This is a genomic window from Microbacterium sp. NPDC055312, assembly GCF_053645675.1.
This window is the reverse complement of record NZ_JBSHMU010000005.1, coordinates 144,749-159,199: the sequence shown is the minus strand read 5'-3', so window position 1 is coordinate 159,199 and position 14,451 is coordinate 144,749. Positions and strand designations below refer to the sequence as shown.

General features: G+C 71.2%; 16 protein-coding genes. 10 read left to right on the top strand and 6 right to left on the bottom strand.

The features are described 5' to 3' along the window. Positions 1-64 precede the first annotated feature (64 nt). Positions 65-1,351, bottom strand: coding sequence for an AI-2E family transporter (locus ACWIDW_RS12805; protein WP_454125703.1), 1,287 nt, complete (start codon positions 1,349-1,351; stop codon positions 65-67). A gap of 93 nt (positions 1,352-1,444) precedes the next feature. On the opposite strand from ACWIDW_RS12805, the gene ACWIDW_RS12800 reads away from it, so the two are divergent. The 7 genes from ACWIDW_RS12800 (at position 1,445) to ACWIDW_RS12770 (ending at position 6,999) form a co-directional block, all read left to right on the top strand. Beyond that, positions 1,445-1,768: a hypothetical protein gene (locus tag ACWIDW_RS12800; protein WP_454125702.1), complete on the top strand. Its 324-nt coding sequence runs from the start codon at positions 1,445-1,447 to the stop codon at positions 1,766-1,768. Then, positions 1,737-2,078, top strand: a complete 342-nt coding sequence (locus ACWIDW_RS12795) for a chorismate mutase (protein WP_454125701.1) — start codon at positions 1,737-1,739, stop codon at positions 2,076-2,078. The genes ACWIDW_RS12800 and ACWIDW_RS12795 overlap by 32 nt, the downstream gene beginning before the upstream one ends. A 126-nt stretch (positions 2,079-2,204) precedes the next feature. Next, the gene (locus tag ACWIDW_RS12790; protein ID WP_454125700.1) at positions 2,205-3,098 is read left to right on the top strand and encodes an SIS domain-containing protein; all 894 of its coding nucleotides are present in this window, start codon (positions 2,205-2,207) and stop codon (positions 3,096-3,098) included. Between the two features lie 33 nt (positions 3,099-3,131). Next, a complete protein-coding gene (locus ACWIDW_RS12785) occupies positions 3,132-4,118 on the top strand; it encodes an ROK family protein (protein ID WP_454125699.1) in 987 nt (328 codons plus the stop codon). Further along, positions 4,115-5,332, top strand: a complete 1,218-nt coding sequence (locus ACWIDW_RS12780; RefSeq protein ID WP_454125698.1) for a 1-phosphofructokinase family hexose kinase — start codon at positions 4,115-4,117, stop codon at positions 5,330-5,332. Before ACWIDW_RS12785 ends, ACWIDW_RS12780 begins: the two co-directional genes overlap by 4 nt. Continuing rightward, a complete protein-coding gene (locus ACWIDW_RS12775; RefSeq protein WP_454125697.1) occupies positions 5,329-6,195 on the top strand; it encodes a class II fructose-bisphosphate aldolase in 867 nt (288 codons plus the stop codon). Before ACWIDW_RS12780 ends, ACWIDW_RS12775 begins: the two co-directional genes overlap by 4 nt. Positions 6,196-6,225: 30 nt before the next feature. After that, positions 6,226-6,999 carry a DeoR/GlpR family DNA-binding transcription regulator gene (locus ACWIDW_RS12770; RefSeq protein ID WP_454125696.1) on the top strand — a complete coding sequence of 258 codons (774 nt, stop codon included), beginning with the start codon at positions 6,226-6,228 and terminating at the stop codon, positions 6,997-6,999. A gap of 67 nt (positions 7,000-7,066) precedes the next feature. Here the strand turns inward: ACWIDW_RS12770 and ACWIDW_RS12765 are convergent, their stop codons facing one another. Continuing rightward, positions 7,067-7,549: an Lrp/AsnC family transcriptional regulator gene (locus tag ACWIDW_RS12765; protein WP_454125695.1), complete on the bottom strand. Its 483-nt coding sequence runs from the start codon at positions 7,547-7,549 to the stop codon at positions 7,067-7,069. A gap of 160 nt (positions 7,550-7,709) precedes the next feature. On the opposite strand from ACWIDW_RS12765, the gene ACWIDW_RS12760 reads away from it, so the two are divergent. The 3 genes from ACWIDW_RS12760 to ACWIDW_RS12750 all read left to right on the top strand — a co-directional run bounded on the left by ACWIDW_RS12760 (position 7,710) and on the right by ACWIDW_RS12750 (position 9,918). Next, positions 7,710-8,933, top strand: a complete 1,224-nt coding sequence (locus ACWIDW_RS12760) for an NAD(P)/FAD-dependent oxidoreductase (protein WP_454125694.1) — start codon at positions 7,710-7,712, stop codon at positions 8,931-8,933. 299 nt (positions 8,934-9,232) lie between these two features. Continuing rightward, positions 9,233-9,517, top strand: a complete 285-nt coding sequence (locus tag ACWIDW_RS12755; protein ID WP_454125693.1) for a type II toxin-antitoxin system Phd/YefM family antitoxin — start codon at positions 9,233-9,235, stop codon at positions 9,515-9,517. Continuing rightward, positions 9,514-9,918 (top strand): type II toxin-antitoxin system VapC family toxin, encoded by a 405-nt coding sequence (locus ACWIDW_RS12750; protein WP_454125692.1) that lies wholly within the window; start codon positions 9,514-9,516, stop codon positions 9,916-9,918. The genes ACWIDW_RS12755 and ACWIDW_RS12750 overlap by 4 nt, the downstream gene beginning before the upstream one ends. Positions 9,919-10,009: 91 nt before the next feature. Here the strand turns inward: ACWIDW_RS12750 and ACWIDW_RS12745 are convergent, their stop codons facing one another. The 4 genes from ACWIDW_RS12745 to ACWIDW_RS12730 all read right to left on the bottom strand — a co-directional run bounded on the left by ACWIDW_RS12745 (position 10,010) and on the right by ACWIDW_RS12730 (position 14,392). Then, a complete protein-coding gene (locus tag ACWIDW_RS12745) occupies positions 10,010-11,902 on the bottom strand; it encodes a DUF5107 domain-containing protein (RefSeq protein ID WP_454125691.1) in 1,893 nt (630 codons plus the stop codon). A 62-nt stretch (positions 11,903-11,964) separates the two neighbouring features. Beyond that, the gene (locus tag ACWIDW_RS12740) at positions 11,965-12,765 is read right to left on the bottom strand and encodes an ABC transporter permease subunit (protein ID WP_454125690.1); all 801 of its coding nucleotides are present in this window, start codon (positions 12,763-12,765) and stop codon (positions 11,965-11,967) included. Further along, positions 12,762-13,694, bottom strand: a complete 933-nt coding sequence (locus ACWIDW_RS12735) for an ABC transporter ATP-binding protein (RefSeq protein ID WP_454125689.1) — start codon at positions 13,692-13,694, stop codon at positions 12,762-12,764. The genes ACWIDW_RS12740 and ACWIDW_RS12735 overlap by 4 nt, the downstream gene beginning before the upstream one ends. Beyond that, entirely contained in the window at positions 13,691-14,392 is a 702-nt protein-coding gene (locus ACWIDW_RS12730; RefSeq protein WP_454125688.1) for a TetR/AcrR family transcriptional regulator, read from the bottom strand. Before ACWIDW_RS12730 ends, ACWIDW_RS12735 begins: the two co-directional genes overlap by 4 nt. Positions 14,393-14,451: the final 59 nt, after the last annotated feature.

Sequence of the window (14,451 nt, the reverse complement as noted above, 5' to 3'; positions counted from 1 at the left end):
TCCAGGTACTGGGCGAAGGTCCGCACCGAGGCGGCGAGCCCGGCCGCGCCGCTGCTCTCGCGGGTCAGACGCGCTCGTCCTGCCGCGGGATGAAGATCTGGTTGAGGATGATCAGGATGGATGCCGTGGCCGGCACCGCGACCAGCGCACCGAGCAGCCCGAGCAGGGTGCCGCCGACCAATGCTCCGATGACCACGAGCAGCCCCGGCACCTCGAGGGTGCGGTTCATGACCTTCGGCGTCAGGACGTACGCCTCGATCTGGATGTAGATCAGGTACACGACGCCGAAGATCAGCGCGTGCAGCGGGTCGGCGAGCAGCGCGACGACCGTGCCGATCGCGAGGAAGAGCAGCGGCCCGATCAGCGGGATGAGCGTGACCAGGAACGCGACGACAGCCATCAGCGGCGGGAACGGCAGCCCCAGCAGCAGGTAGAGCACGAGCGCCATCATCGAGTTCGCGAACGCGAGGATCACCATGCCCTGCACGTAGCCGCCGACCGACTCGGTGATCTGGTCGATGATGCTGCGCGCCTGGCTCCGCTTGCGGGCAGGGGCGAGGCGCAGCATGGCGGTGATGATGCCGGGCAGGCCGACGACGAAGTACAGGGTCAGCACGAACACGATCACGAAGGCGGAGACGCCCGCGGCGATCGACGTGCCGACCTTCAGCGCCCCGCCGCCCAGCGCGGTGAGCGTCTTGCCGTCGGTGAGCAGCTTCTCGCCGTCGGCGAGCAGCGAGCCGATCTGATCGCCGAACTGCTTCTCGAGCAGCAGGTAGAGGTCGGTGTGCATGAAGTCGTCGACCACCTGAGGCACCGACTTCACGAACGACGCGACCTGCTCGACGACCACCGGCACGATCAGCACCAGTACGAGGCCCACGGCCGCCACGAGAGCGACGATGACGATCACGACGCTGATCCCGCGCGAGAGCCCCCACCGTTCGAGCAGGCGCACGGCGGGATTCAGGCCCAGGGCGGCGAACAGGGCCAGGGCGACGTAGACGAGCACGGTCGACAGGCTGGTGAGCGCGAGCGCGAGCAGAAAAGCCGCCAGGCCGCCGAGGGTGAGCAGGAAGCCGAGCCGGAACGGACGGTCCATGCGCGTCCACATCGATCGGCGCGGCGTGGGCGCGTCGGCAGGAGAGGGGTGCTCTGCCGCCTCGGCGGCCGCAGCAGCGGCATCCGCCTCGTCGGCAGCGGCACTGGCCTCGTCGGCTGCGACGTCGGCCTCGATGGCCGCTCCCGCCTCGGCAGCCTCCGCGGCATCTGCAGCGCGGGTGGCCCTGGCCGCCGCACGCGAGTCGCCGCTGCCGGATGCCGCAGGCGACGTGGGTTCTTCAGAGCTCATGGCGAACACTCTATGGCCGGCGCCGACGTGACCCTGCCTTCTCGGCTCGGGCTTGACTATCGTGAGAGGAGCGACCACCCCTTGGAGGATCCCATGTCCGACGAACATGCACACGATGCATCCGAGCCCGCCGAGGGCGAGTACACGGATGCCGACCACGGCGACGGCACGACGGCCGGTGACCACGCGGCGCACGCCGTCGAGGCCGAGGGCGAGTACACCGACGGCGTCTACTCCGCCGACGGACGCGAGCAGCACCTGCCGCATCACGGCGAGGGGGCGTACACCGACGCCGACCATGCGCATGCGGACGCCGATCACTCCGGCGCACGTGGCCTGGAGGCAGAGGGCGAGTACACCGACGGTCGCTACCCCGACGACGGCGATGCAGGCCGCGCCGACCGCCGGCACAGCTGACGCCGTGGGCGACGCCGACGCGCGCAACGCGCGCGCTGAACTGCTGCGCCTGCGCGCCAGCATCGACAACATCGACGCCGCGCTGATCTTCATGCTCGCCGAGCGGTTCCGCTGCACGCAGCAGGTCGGCCGGCTGAAGGCCGAGCACGACATGCCCGCTTCCGATCCCGGGCGCGAAGAGCAGCAGACCGCACGCCTGCGCGCGCTGGCCGAAGAGGCGCACCTCGACCCGGAGTTCGCCGAGAAGTGGTTCAACTTCGTCGTCGCCGAGGTGATCCGCCACCACACCGAGGCCGCCGAGGGCCGCTGACCGTCCGGACGCCGCTTCGTCTGGAACCGGGCGGCGGGATGCCGTCTTTCAGCGCGCCTCTGATCTATGCGACAATATGATTGATATCTGGTTCTAAACGTCAGAAACAAGCATTCAGGAGTCGTCATGCACACCACCGCCGGCGCACACATGCGCGCAGAGCTCACCTCGCAGCCCGAGACCTGGGCCCGCGCGGCAGATATGCGCGACGAGCAGGCCCTGCTCCCGGCATCCGGCGCCCGCATCGCCGTCGTCGGCTGCGGCACCTCGTGGTTCATGGCGCAGTCGTACGCCGCGCTGCGCGAGAGCGCCGGTCACGGCGAGACCGACGCGTTCACGGCATCCGAGTTCCCCTTCGGTCGCGGCTACGACGCGATCGTCGCCCTCACCCGCTCGGGCACGACCACCGAGGTGCTCGAGCTGACCGAGCGCGTGAAGGGCGCCACGCCCGTGATCGCCGTCGTCGGCGACACGACCTCGCCGCTCGTCGACCTCGCCGATCGGGTGATCGGACTCCCGTTCGCCGATGAGCAGTCGGTCGTGCAGACCCGTTTCGCGACCACGGCGCTGGCCCTGTTCCGCGCGTCGGTCGGCGAGAGCCTCGACGCCGCGATCGCCGACGCGCAGGCCGTGCTCGACGGCACCGACGACGTCGCGCTCGCCGAGGCCGAGCAGTACAGCTTCCTCGGCATGGGCTGGGCGATGGGTCTCGCCCACGAGGCCGCCCTGAAGATGCGCGAGTCATCCCAGTCGTGGACCGAGTCGTACAGCTCGATGGAGTACCGCCACGGTCCGATCGCCATCGCCGCTCCGGGGCGGATCACGTGGCAGCTCGGCTCGGCGCCCGAGGGCCTGCAGGCCCAGGTCGAGGCGACCGGCGCGCGCTTCGTGCAGCACCCGATCGACCCGATGGCCGACCTCGTGCGTCTGCACCGCGTCGCCCTCGACCGCGCGGTCGCCAAGGGCCTCGACCCCGACCAGCCGCGCAACCTCACCCGCTCGGTGGTCCTCGAGGGCTGAGCGCTCACGAGGGACGGATGACGGAGGGCGCGCATGTCCGAGCACAGTGACATCCCCGAGGTGGTCAGCGACGAGTCCGGTGAACGGCTCGCGCGTGCCGCCTCGATCGGGGCCGGCGTGCCCGTGCTCGCCTTCGACGTGGGCGGCACCGACATCAAGTCGGCGCTGTTCGACGCCGACGGCACCGCGCTCGGGCTGCGCCGCACTCCGACGCCGTCCAGCGCCGACGGCTCCCCCGACGGGCTGATCGAGCGTCTCGCCGAACTCGCCGACGAGCTGCGTGCACAGCATCCGGATGTCGTGCCGCAGGCCGTCGGACTCGTCGTGCCCGGCATCGTCGACGCCGAGAACGGCATCGGCGTGTTCAGCAGCAACCTGGGCTGGCGCGATGCGCCCATGCGCGACCTGATGGCGGCCCGATTCGGGATGCCGGTGGCCTTCGACCACGATGTGCGGGCGGCCAGCTGGGCCGAGCACGTGCTCGGCGGCGCCCGCGACTACGCGAACGCGGTCGTGCTGATCATCGGCACCGGCATCGCCGGTGCCCTGCTGGTCGACGGGCGTCCGTACACCGCGGGCGGCTATGCCGGCGAGATCGGCCACGCGCCGATCGGGGAATGGCCGTGCCCGTGCGGAGCACGCGGATGCCTGGAGGCCATCGCGTCGGCCGGGGCCATCTCGCGCCGCTACACCGATGCGACGGGCGCGGTCGTCGACGGCGCTCGCGAGGTGATCGCCCGCGCCGCCGCCGGAGACGAGATCGCGGCGCGCATCTGGAACGAGGCGCTCGACGCGCTCACGATGTCGATCGCGCAGCTCACGGCCGTGATCGCCCCCGAGGCCGTCGTCATCGGCGGGGGGCTCTCGCGTGCCGGCGGCGCGCTGTTCGACGAGCTGCGCGCGCGTCTCGCCGATCGGCTCAGCTTCCACCGCATCCCGGCCCTGGTTCCGGCCGAGCTGTCGGGCAACGCCGGCATCCTCGGGTCGGCGCTGCGCGCCCGGCAGGTGGTGCCGGCATGATCGTCACCGTCACACCGAATCCGGCGCTCGATCTCACCTGGCACGTCGAGTCGCTCTGCGTCGGCGACACCCACCGAGCGGATGCCGGGCAGGCCCGCGCCGGCGGCAAGGGCCTCAACGTCGCCCGCGTCGCGCACGCGCAGGGCGCGGACGTTCTCGCGGTCAGCACCACGGGCGGCGCGACCGGCGCGGAGTTCGCCGCAGAGCTCGCCTCGTCGGGGGTTCCGCATGTGCTCGTGCCGGTCCAGGCATCCACCCGCCGCAGCATCGCCCTCGTCGACGAGGCGCTCGGCGACACGACGATCGTCAACGAGCGGGGCGTCGCCCCGTCCGACGCCGAGTGGCAGACGCTGCGCGACGCCGTGGCCCGCGCCCTCGGCGACGCCCGCGCGCCCGGCCGCGGTGCCGGCGCGTCCGGCGCCCGTGACACATTGGGGGCCGACACTCCAGATGTCGGCCGCATCCCGCGAGAAGGTCCGACATCTGGCGTGTCGGCCCCCGATCCGGATGCCCTCGGCGACGCCGGTTCACCCGGCCGCGCAGGGGTGCTGGTCATCTCGGGGAGTCTGCCGCCGGGCATCCCGGACGACGCTCTGCCCGACCTGATCCGGCTGGGTCTCGACGCGGGAGCGATCGTGATCGCCGACACGTCCGGCCCGGCGCTGCTCGCGGCGGCGGATGCCGGGGCGTCCGTCCTCAAGCCCAACGAGCACGAGCTGCGTGACGCGACCGGCCTCGACGACCCCATCGACGGCGCCCGCGAGCTGATCCGGCGCGGTGCCCGGCTGGTGCTGCTCTCGCTCGGCGCCGACGGGATGCTGGCGGTCACGCCCTCGGCATCCGGTGATGTCGACGTGCTGCACGCCCGGCTGGGGAAGACGCTCGCCGGCAACCCCACCGGGGCGGGGGATGCCGCGGTCGCCGCGTGCGCCGTGCTGATGGATGCCGGCATCCACGATCCCGCGCAGATCCTGCGGCGCGCGACCGCCTGGTCTGCCGCTGCCGTGCTGATGCCGCTCGCCGGCGAGATCCACCCGTCGTGGCCCGATCTCGAGTCCGCGCTGACCATCGCAGGCCGACCCGCCGAACCCGCCTCCGCCGGCGAGACTTCCGTTCCGGCACGAGACGTGCCTCCGCACGCCCAGTCTCATGCTGCAGAAGAAGTCTCGCCCTCGGCATCCGATCCTGCACCCCACCTCAAGGAGACCCGATGACCCTCGCATCCGCACGCGAACTGATGCGCGCTGCCGCATCGGCCGGCACCGGGATCGGCGCGTTCAACGTCATCCACCTCGAAACGGCCGAGGCGCTGGTCTCAGCATCCGAGCGCGCGAACCTGCCGGTCATCCTGCAGATCTCGCAGAACTGCGCCGACTACCACGGCGGCCTCGAGCCGATCGGCTGGGCGACGCTGGCCGTCGCGCGCCGTGCGAGCACCCCGGTCGCCGTGCACCTCGATCACGCCGAGCGGCCCGAGCTCGTCGACGAGGCCATCGAGCTGGGCTTCGGGTCGGTGATGTTCGACGGCGGCAAGCTCGACTACGAGAAGAACGTCGAGATCACGGCCGATGTGGCCGCGCGCGCCCGCGCTGCCGGCGTCTACATCGAGGCGGAGCTGGGCGAGGTCGGCGGCAAGGACGGCGCCCACGCTCCCGGTGTGCGCACCGATCCTGACGAGGCGCGGGCGTTCGTCGAAGCCACCGGCGTCGACTCGCTCGCCGTCGCGGTCGGCTCGTCGCACGCGATGCTCGACCGCTCGGCCTCACTCGACATCGACCTTATCGGCCGCCTCAAGCGCGCCCTCAGCGGCATCGGCCGCTCGGGAGGCGACATCCCGCTCGTGCTGCACGGCTCGTCGGGCGTCTCCGACGACGTGATCGTGCAGGCGGTCCGCGCCGGGATGACGAAGATCAACGTGTCGACCCATCTGAACGGCTTCTTCACCCGTGCGATCCGCGAGACGCTCGCCGCCGACGAGAAGCTCGTCGACTCGCGCAAGTACCTCTCTCCCGCCCGTGAGGCGGTCGCCGAGGAGGCGGCGCGGATGCTGCGCCTCTTCGCCCTCGAATCCGCCTGACGGCGGGCCGACTGACAGACTGGGCACGACATGAACCGCGCCGCCAGACTCACCGCCATCCTCGATCTGCTCGCAGTCCAGGGTGAGGTCAGCGTCGACGACCTCGTCGCGCGCTTCGGCGCATCGGCCGCGACCACGCGGCGCGACCTCGACAGCCTGGCCGAGCGCCGGCTGCTGACCCGCACGCACGGCGGCGCCGTGGCTCAGTCGGTCGCCTACGAGCTGCCCATCCGGTTCCGCAGCCATCACGCCACCGGTGCGAAAGAGCAGATCGCGGCTGTGGCGGCATCGCTCGTCGAGCCCGGGCAGGTCGTCGGACTCTCGGGCGGCACGACCACCAACGCGATCGCCACGGCCCTCGCCGCGCGCGGCGACCTCGCCGACCGGGGCATCACCGTGGTCACCAACGCGGTCAACATCGCCGCCCAGCTGGCCATGCGCCCCGAGTTCAAGGTCGTCGTCACCGGCGGGGTGATCCACCCTCGCAGCTTCGAGCTGGTCGGTCCGTTCGTCGAGCAGCTGCTCGGCGGCATCCGGCTCGACATCGCCTTCATCGGCGTGAACGCTCTCTCGGCCGACGCGGGCGCGAGCACGCACGACGAGGCCGAGGCTGCGGTGAACCGCATGATGGCGCAGCGCGCCGGCCGCGCCGTGATCGTCGCCGACGCCTCGAAGATCGGTCGCGCCGCGTTCGCCCACCTCGGCGGCCCCGACCTCTTCCCGCTCGTGATCACCGACCCCGCAGCGACCGATGCGCAGCGAGCCGCGCTGACGGATGCCGGGTTCGAGGTGCACGCCGGCTGACGGGCGCACGCGCTGCCGGTTCTCAGCCGGCCGCAGGCTCTCGAGCCAGCGGCGGGAGGGAGTGCGCTCAGAGCCCCCGCGACCCGGCCGCCTGGGCGAAGATCAGGCTGGTGCTGGTGGACGCCACCTCGGGCTTCAGGCTGATGGTGTCGGAGACGAGTTCGCGCAGCGCGGCGGCGTCGGGAACCGCGACGTGCACGAGGAAGTCGCGGTCGCCCGCGAGGAAGTACACCCGCTGCGTCGCGGGAAGCTCTTCGAGGTAGGTCTGGAACCGGCGCAGGTCGCCGCGGGCGTGGGCGTGCAGGCGGATGGTGATCAGCGCCTCGAGGTGCAGCCCGAGCGCTGCCGGGGAGATCTCGGCGTGGAAGCCGACGATCACCCCGTTCGCCTGCAGGGCGCGCACGCGTTTGAGGCACGTCGACTCGGCTATTCCCGCGATCGCGGCCAGCTCGGTGTTCGAGATGCGGCCGTTGCGGCTCAGCTCCGACAGCAGGGTGCGGTCGATGGCATCCAGTCCGGTGGGGACGGATGCCGAAGATTCGCGACTCATGTGACCACTTCCTCACCGGTGAACGAAGATTTCCACCAGTCACGGGCGATTCTATGCAGGATCTTCGGTTGCAGACCCGCGCAGCGTCGGGATCTGCATAATCGCAGGTAGTGGGCCACTGCTCTCGTGCGCCCACGATCAGCTGTCTCAGGAGGACGCAATGACGCGCACGATCATCGTCGGTGCAGGAATGGTCGGTCTGGCCACGGCATGGCATCTGCAGGAGCGCGGCGTCGACGTCACGGTCATCGACCGGGTCGGCGTCGCCGCAGGATCATCGTGGGGCAACGCCGGCTGGCTGACGCCGGGCAAGACCATCCCGCTCGCCGACACCGGCCTGTGGACGTACGGGCCGAAGGCCCTGCTCGACCCGGATGCCGCTCTGCACGTGCCGTTCCGGGTCGACCCCGGGCTGTGGATGTTCCTCGGGCAGTTCGCCGCGCACGGCACGAACCGGGCGTGGGACCGGACGATGGCTGATCTCACGCCGATCGACCGGATCGCGCTGGAGTGCTTCGACGAGCTTCTCGACGGCGGCGTCAAATCGTGGACCCGCGAAGGCCCGTTCGTGATCGGCTTCAGGCAGGAGGCGGATTCGAAGGGCTTCCTGCACGAGATCGAGGGCGTCGTGCGGCACGGGCAGGATGTGCCGTTCGAGCGTCTCGAGAACCCGCGCGAGCTGGCGCCGGTGCTGTCGGATGCCGTGCGGCACGCCTACCGACTCGACGGGCAGCGCTTCTTCGAGCCGGCGCCGTTCGTCGAGGCGCTCGGTGCCGCGGTGGTCGAGCGGGGTGCCGAGCTGATCACCGGGTACGAGGTCACCGACGTCTCGTCGACCCGCCGCCCCGTGGTGACCATGTCGAACGGGCAGCGACTCGAGGCCGATTCTGTCGTGATCGCGACCGGAGCCTGGATGCCCGCGCTGGCCCGCAAGCTCGGGGTGCGCACCCGTGTGCAGGCCGGCCGGGGATACTCGTTCACGGTCGCCACGTCGGTGCCGCAGGAGCACCCGGTGTACTTCCCGTTCCAGCGCATCGCGTGCACGCCGTACCAGGGCCGCTTCCGCATCGCCGGCACCATGGAGTTCCGTCGCCCCGACGAGCCCTTCCAGCCGCGGCGGGTGCAGGCGATCATCGCGCAGGCGCGGGAGATGTTCCAGGGGATCGACTTCGACGACCGTCAGGACGAGTGGGTCGGCTCGCGCCCGGTCACGCCCGACGGGCTGCCGCTGGTGGGCGCGACGCAGGCCCCGAACGTGTACGTCGCCGGCGGGCACGGCATGTGGGGCATCGTGCTCGGCCCGGCGACCGGCAAGCTGCTCGCCGAGCAGATCACCACGGGCCGCATCGCCCCCGAGATCCGCCCCTTCGACCCGCTGCGCTGACCCACGGCCCCGCCGCCGGGCATCCGGGGTCAGTTTGGTACGCCGCCGCGGTCGACACCGTACGCAATCGACCCCGCACCGGCGGAATCCATCCCTGCGCGCCTGCATCCGCGGTCGGGGATGCATTCGTCCGGTCAGACGGATACCCGAACGGAGAAATGCATCCCTGACAGCCCCGACTCCGCTTGTTCAGGCCCGCGAGACGGGCTGCTGCAGCTCGGTGACCCAGCGGGACTCGTCTTCAGGGGCCACGATCGCACATACAGTTCGAAGATTGTACAAGAGCGTACAATCAAGACATGGTCAGCATCAGTGCGAGCGTCGCTCGGCAGACTCTGCCGGCGCAGCTCGATCGCGTCGAGGCGGGCGAAGAGGTCTCGATCTCGCGTCACGGCAAGGTGATCGCGGTGCTGGTGAGCCCGGAGCGGCTGCGAAACCGACGCGCTCAGGAGGCGTGGCAGCAGACGGATGCGCTGCGTGAGCGCTTGGCGCGAGCGCGCTCAGAGCAGCCCGAAGCCCGCATCGATGCCGCGCGCGCAGACGAGCTGGCGCAGACGATCGATGAGGACCGCTCCGCGCGATGACCGACGTGACGGCGTTCGATGCCGATGTTCTGATCTATGCGGCAGCGATCGAGCATCCACTCGGGGCACCCGTGCTCGATCTCGTGCGAAAGGGCGGCGGCGTGGGGTCGGTGCTGCTGCTGCCTGAAGTTCTCGCGAAGCCGATGCGCACCGACCCGCAGTCTGCCGAGGTCGAAGCCCTCGCGCGGATCCTCGCCGCGCTCCAGCTGGTGCCGTTCGACGAGGAGACGGCACAGCTGGCTGCGGTGCTCGGCGCCAAGTACGGGTTGCGGGCTGCGGATGCGGCCCACCTCGCCACCGCTGTGGCGGCGGGAGCCGACCGCTTCATCACCGACAACCGCAAGGACTTCTCGCGCGAGATCGACGAGATCGACGTCGTCTATCCCGACATGCTGCGGTGAGAGAGCTCCGCACGGCGTCCGGGGTCGGTTTCGTACGCCGACGCGGCGGAAACCGTACGCAAACGACCCCGCACCAGCGGCGGCCGCGGCGTCAGCTCATCGAGAAGTCGTAGCGCTCCGGCACGGGGCGGTCGGGGAAGGCCTGGCGCCACAGGTCCGACATGCTCAGCTCCCCCTCGCGGATGTCGGGCACGTCGAACTCGTCCTCGAGCATCCGCCGGGCCTCATCGCCGGCTCCGGATGCCAGTGCCGCCCGCACCGCGAGCACACGGAACCGGCCTCGCGAGCGGAGCTCGGCGGGCAGCGAGTCGACGAACCCGGATGCCTCCTCCGCCCGCCCCGCAGTCAGTAGGGCCTCTCCGAGTTCGAGAGCGAGCGGCGCGAGGCCGGGTGTCAGGGCGAGCGCATCGGCGAGGTCGGCGACACCGGCGTCCACCTCGCCCGCGGCCGTCTTCAGCAGGCCGCGCCCGCGCAGCGCCCAGGCCGTGGGGCGCACCCGCAGCGATGCCTCGTAGTGCGCCGCGGCCTCCGTGTGATCGCCGCTCGCATGCGCCGCGACCGCGCGGTGGTAGTGCGTCAGCCACGTCGGAGTCGACTCGGCGAGCAGCCGGTCCCAGAGCGGGCCGGCGACGTAGCTCGGCGGGGGCGTGGCGGCGTCGGAGTCACCGGCGCCGGCGAGGCCGAGCAGACCGCGCCAGTAATCGGCATCCTCACCCGCCATCGCATCGAACCGCACTCCCGGCAGCGTCTCGAACGGTGCGTCGTATCGCGTCGCCAGCGCCGACTCCAGCGCGCCCCAGGGCGCGCCGACGTTGAGCATCCGCTCCGGCGCGAGATCAGCCACGGCGTCCAGGCGCGAGGCATCCGCGGCATCCGTCGCGCGGCCGACCTGCGCGCCGACGACGGCGCAGGCCGCCGCCCACTCCCCGTCGGCGCCGTCGACGTGCAGCGGCAGGAAGGTCTCGGTCCACTCCCAGGTCGCCCCGCCCGGCATCCGCAGATTCTCGTACTGCGTGGTCGTGAGGCCGCCCTGGATCTCGAAGTACGAGCCTCCCAGCCACTCCTGCCAGTGCCGCCCGCCGGTGGTGTCGCCCCAGACGAACAGCTTGCGTCCCGAGAGCCGCACGCTCGAGACGTGCGCGAGTCCGGTGCCGTCGGGTTCGAGCGCCGCGATCCACGGCATCGCATCCCCGCCGAGGTCGTAGAACCAGTCGGCCGCCTGCGCGGCGTGGGCCGGACGGCTCACATCCGGTGCGGCGACGTCGACGTGCGCGAGCGTGCCGTCGTACTGCGTCTGATAAGCGTGCGTCGCGGGGGCGAACACCCGCGAGCCCTCGGTCTGGGCGACGGCGATGTTCGTCCACCAGTACATGCCGGTCTCGTCGGCGTGCGGATTGCGCACCCGCACGCGCACGTGCAGCGCGGCCACGGTCGAATCGAGCGTGGCGTCGATCTGCACGATCACCCCGCGCACCCGCTCGTACTCCCACATCCGCAGCACCGGTTCGCCGTCGGGCGCGGTCAGCGCGGCGGCGTACAGCGGCGCGCAGGTCAGCGGCCAGTGGCCGCGCATGCCGATGTTCCACTCCACACCGCCCGAGAACCACGCGTTTCGCAGCCCGAGGTTCGCCGGCTGGAAGACGTCGTTGCGGTAGACCAGGTCGCGCCCGGTCGCCTTGTCGAGCACACGCACCAGGCGGCCGCCCAGGTCGACGGCGAACTCCGCCCGCAGCAGGTCGTTCTCGAGCACCGCGACGCGCATGGGCTCGTCGGTGCGCTCGCGCGCGTACTGATCCTGCAGCAGATAGGGGTGGATGCTGCCGACCTGGCCGTACCGGATGTTCTCGGCCAGGTCGTCGGGCAGCCCGTCGGTCGACGCCTCGTACGGCGCCTGCGGCATCGCGGCGACGGCGGGCAGCGGATTCGGTGCGCCCACCGGCGCCGACGGGAGGGTGACGGTGTCGAGAGTGAGCGTGGCAGTCATGATGATGCTCACGCTAGGGCATCCGCGCCCCGCCACGCCGACCGATGTCGCGCGCGGCGCGGTCACCCCCGCAGGTCGCGTCGTGACAGGGCAAGGGCGGATGCCACGGCCAGCACCAGCGCGATGCCCCAGACAAGCAGCAGGCCGCCCACGTCGACGCCGTCCTTCAGCGGCGGCTGGTGATACACCCACGCGTACGGCGAGAGCGCGTTCAGCCACTCCAGATCCTTCGACTGCTTCGCCACGGCCTGGAACACGTACCCGAGCACGGCGACGCCCGCGGCGACACCGGTGGCCCAGGCCTTGCGGCCGCTGAGGGCCCCGGCGAACAGGCCGGCCATCGCGCTGAGAAACGCCAGTCCGGTCAGGGCGAGCGCTGCTCCGACGATGTGCGGAGGATGGATGCCCAGGCCGGCCGGATCGTTCAGGGCGAACACGATCGCGCCCGAGAACGCGCCCAGCCACAGCAGCCGCACGAGCACGGCGAGCGCCGACTCGGCGGCGTACTGCGCGCGGCCGATGCCGTGCGCGAGGTCGAGCTCGAGCCGGCCCGACTCCTCTGCGCCGGCGATCGCCGCCGAACCCCATAGCACCGCCGCGATCGTCAGCAGCAGAAAGCCGAGCAGTCCGTAGAACGTGCTCTGCGCGTACCCGGCCCCGGTGGCGATCTGGTCGTAGCCGATCGTCTGGATCAGCTGCGTCGGCAGCGCCTTGATCACGTCTTCGAGCTGCCCGTTCGCCCCGAAGGTCGGAAACAGCGGCAGGTACAGGAACAGCACGGCGGCGATGCCGAGGGTCCAGCCGATCACCCCGCGCCACGACTCCCGGATGGTGCGCCGGAACACCGGCAGCACGGCGCTCATCGTGCACCTCCCTCGTCGCGAGCGGCCGACCCGTAGAGGCGCAGCACGCTCTCTTCGAGGTCGGGTTCCTCGACGGTCAGGTCGTGCACGGTCGTCTGCGCGAGCGCCTTCACGAACGGGTCGATCGCCCCCTTAACCGTGGCGGTGAGGTGCAGCACGTCGCCCTGGGTCGAGACGTCCAGTCCCTGCACGCCCGGGATGCCCGTGAAGCGGCGCCGCAGGGCATCCGAATCCTGTCCGTCGACCGCGACCCGCACCCGCCGCACCGAGCCCAGGCGCAGCGACGCGACGTCGCCCTGGGCGACGATCCGACCCGCGGCGAGCACGGCGACCTCGTCGGCGGTCTGCTGGATCTCGCTGAGCACGTGCGAGCTGAGCAGCACGGTCTGCCCGGCGTCTCGCGCCTCGCGCACCATCGTGAGGAACTCCCGCTGCATGAGCGGGTCGAGCCCGCTGGTCGGCTCATCGAGGATGAGCAGCTCGGGCCGGTGCATGAACGCCTGGATCAGCCCGATCTTCTGCTTGTTGCCCTTCGACAGGCTGCGCACCGGGCGGGTCAAGTCGACGCCGAGGCGCTCGGCCAGCTCGGAGGTGTATCCGCGATCGACCGGGCCGGACACCTCGGAGTAGAACGACAGCATCCGGTGCCCCGTCACCCGCCCCTCGAGACGCAGCTCGCCCGGCACGTAGCCGATGCGGCGCCGCAGGCGCGCGCCGCCGTGACGCGGATCCTCGCCGAGCACGCGCACGTCGCCCGAGGTGGGGCGGATGATGTCGACGAGGGTGCGCAGGGTCGTGGTCTTGCCGGCGCCATTCGGCCCGATCAGACCGTAGATCGTGCCCGGCCGCACATGCAGATCGAGGCCGTGCAGCGCGATGTTGCGGCCGAAGCGCTTGTGAAGGCCGGCGATGTCGATGACCGAACTCACGATGCTCCTCCTTCGGTGGGATCCCCGGGTGCGGCCGCGAGGTCGGCCGCGGCGTCGGTCGCGGGAGTGCTGTCGGATGCCAGTGCCTGACGCGCCCCGTCGAGAAAGGCCGTGCTCGAGTAGATGCCGTGCGTGAGCAGCTCCAGGGTGGGGAGGGTGCTGCGCATCATGCCGGCCGGGCTCAGCTGGTCCTGACCGAGCACGCGGCCGATCTGCGCGCGCATCACCACGGGCGCGAGGCCCATCATCGCCACGAGCAGCGTGGTCATCTCGGGGTCGCTCATCTCGACGAGCAGTCCCGCGTCGCGCTGCTCGTCGAGCACGTCGCGGGTGACGCGGATGATCTCGTCGAAGAGGCGGTCGGCGGCCGGCGAGCTGTCGCCGAGCATGCGGCCGAGGTAGTCGATGTACGGCCCGTAGCGCTCGACATCGTGCAGCGCGGCGCGGATGCGGTCGGCCGTCGGCGCCTCGATCAGCTCGTGCCTGTCGTCGATGAACGCGGCCACGACGTAGTCGTCGCATGCGGCGCGCAGCGCGTTCTTGTCGCCGAAGTGGTGCACGATCAAGGCCGCGCTGACCCCCGCGTCCTTCGCGATCGCGCGCAGGCTGGCCGCGTCGAACCCGTCGCGGGCGAAGGCGCGGATCGCGGCGTCGCGGATCCGGGCCCGGGCGGTGAGGTCATCCGACGCTGAACGCATGTTCAGTACTCTAAACGCGTGTTTGGTCGGTGTCAATGCCGCTCGTCGGAGCGGCGATA

Excerpts from the sequence above, each read along its gene's own strand:
- ACWIDW_RS12750 (WP_454125692.1), top strand. The coding sequence starts at position 9,514 with ATGACCGACGTGACGGCGTTCGATGCCGATGTTCTGATCTATGCGGCA.
- ACWIDW_RS12775 (WP_454125697.1), top strand. The coding sequence starts at position 5,329 with ATGACCCTCGCATCCGCACGCGAACTGATGCGCGCTGCCGCATCGGCC.
- ACWIDW_RS12805 (WP_454125703.1), bottom strand. The coding sequence starts at position 1,351 with ATGAGCTCTGAAGAACCCACGTCGCCTGCGGCATCCGGCAGCGGCGAC.
- ACWIDW_RS12780 (WP_454125698.1), top strand. The coding sequence starts at position 4,115 with ATGATCGTCACCGTCACACCGAATCCGGCGCTCGATCTCACCTGGCAC.
- ACWIDW_RS12740 (WP_454125690.1), bottom strand. The coding sequence starts at position 12,765 with ATGAGCGCCGTGCTGCCGGTGTTCCGGCGCACCATCCGGGAGTCGTGG.
- ACWIDW_RS12730 (WP_454125688.1), bottom strand. The coding sequence starts at position 14,392 with ATGCGTTCAGCGTCGGATGACCTCACCGCCCGGGCCCGGATCCGCGAC.
- ACWIDW_RS12765 (WP_454125695.1), bottom strand. The coding sequence starts at position 7,549 with ATGAGTCGCGAATCTTCGGCATCCGTCCCCACCGGACTGGATGCCATC.
- ACWIDW_RS12790 (WP_454125700.1), top strand. The coding sequence starts at position 2,205 with ATGCACACCACCGCCGGCGCACACATGCGCGCAGAGCTCACCTCGCAG.
- ACWIDW_RS12800 (WP_454125702.1), top strand. The coding sequence starts at position 1,445 with ATGTCCGACGAACATGCACACGATGCATCCGAGCCCGCCGAGGGCGAG.
- ACWIDW_RS12745 (WP_454125691.1), bottom strand. The coding sequence starts at position 11,902 with ATGACTGCCACGCTCACTCTCGACACCGTCACCCTCCCGTCGGCGCCG.
- ACWIDW_RS12785 (WP_454125699.1), top strand. The coding sequence starts at position 3,132 with ATGTCCGAGCACAGTGACATCCCCGAGGTGGTCAGCGACGAGTCCGGT.
- ACWIDW_RS12770 (WP_454125696.1), top strand. The coding sequence starts at position 6,226 with ATGAACCGCGCCGCCAGACTCACCGCCATCCTCGATCTGCTCGCAGTC.
- ACWIDW_RS12760 (WP_454125694.1), top strand. The coding sequence starts at position 7,710 with ATGACGCGCACGATCATCGTCGGTGCAGGAATGGTCGGTCTGGCCACG.
- ACWIDW_RS12795 (WP_454125701.1), top strand. The coding sequence starts at position 1,737 with ATGCAGGCCGCGCCGACCGCCGGCACAGCTGACGCCGTGGGCGACGCC.
- ACWIDW_RS12755 (WP_454125693.1), top strand. The coding sequence starts at position 9,233 with ATGGTCAGCATCAGTGCGAGCGTCGCTCGGCAGACTCTGCCGGCGCAG.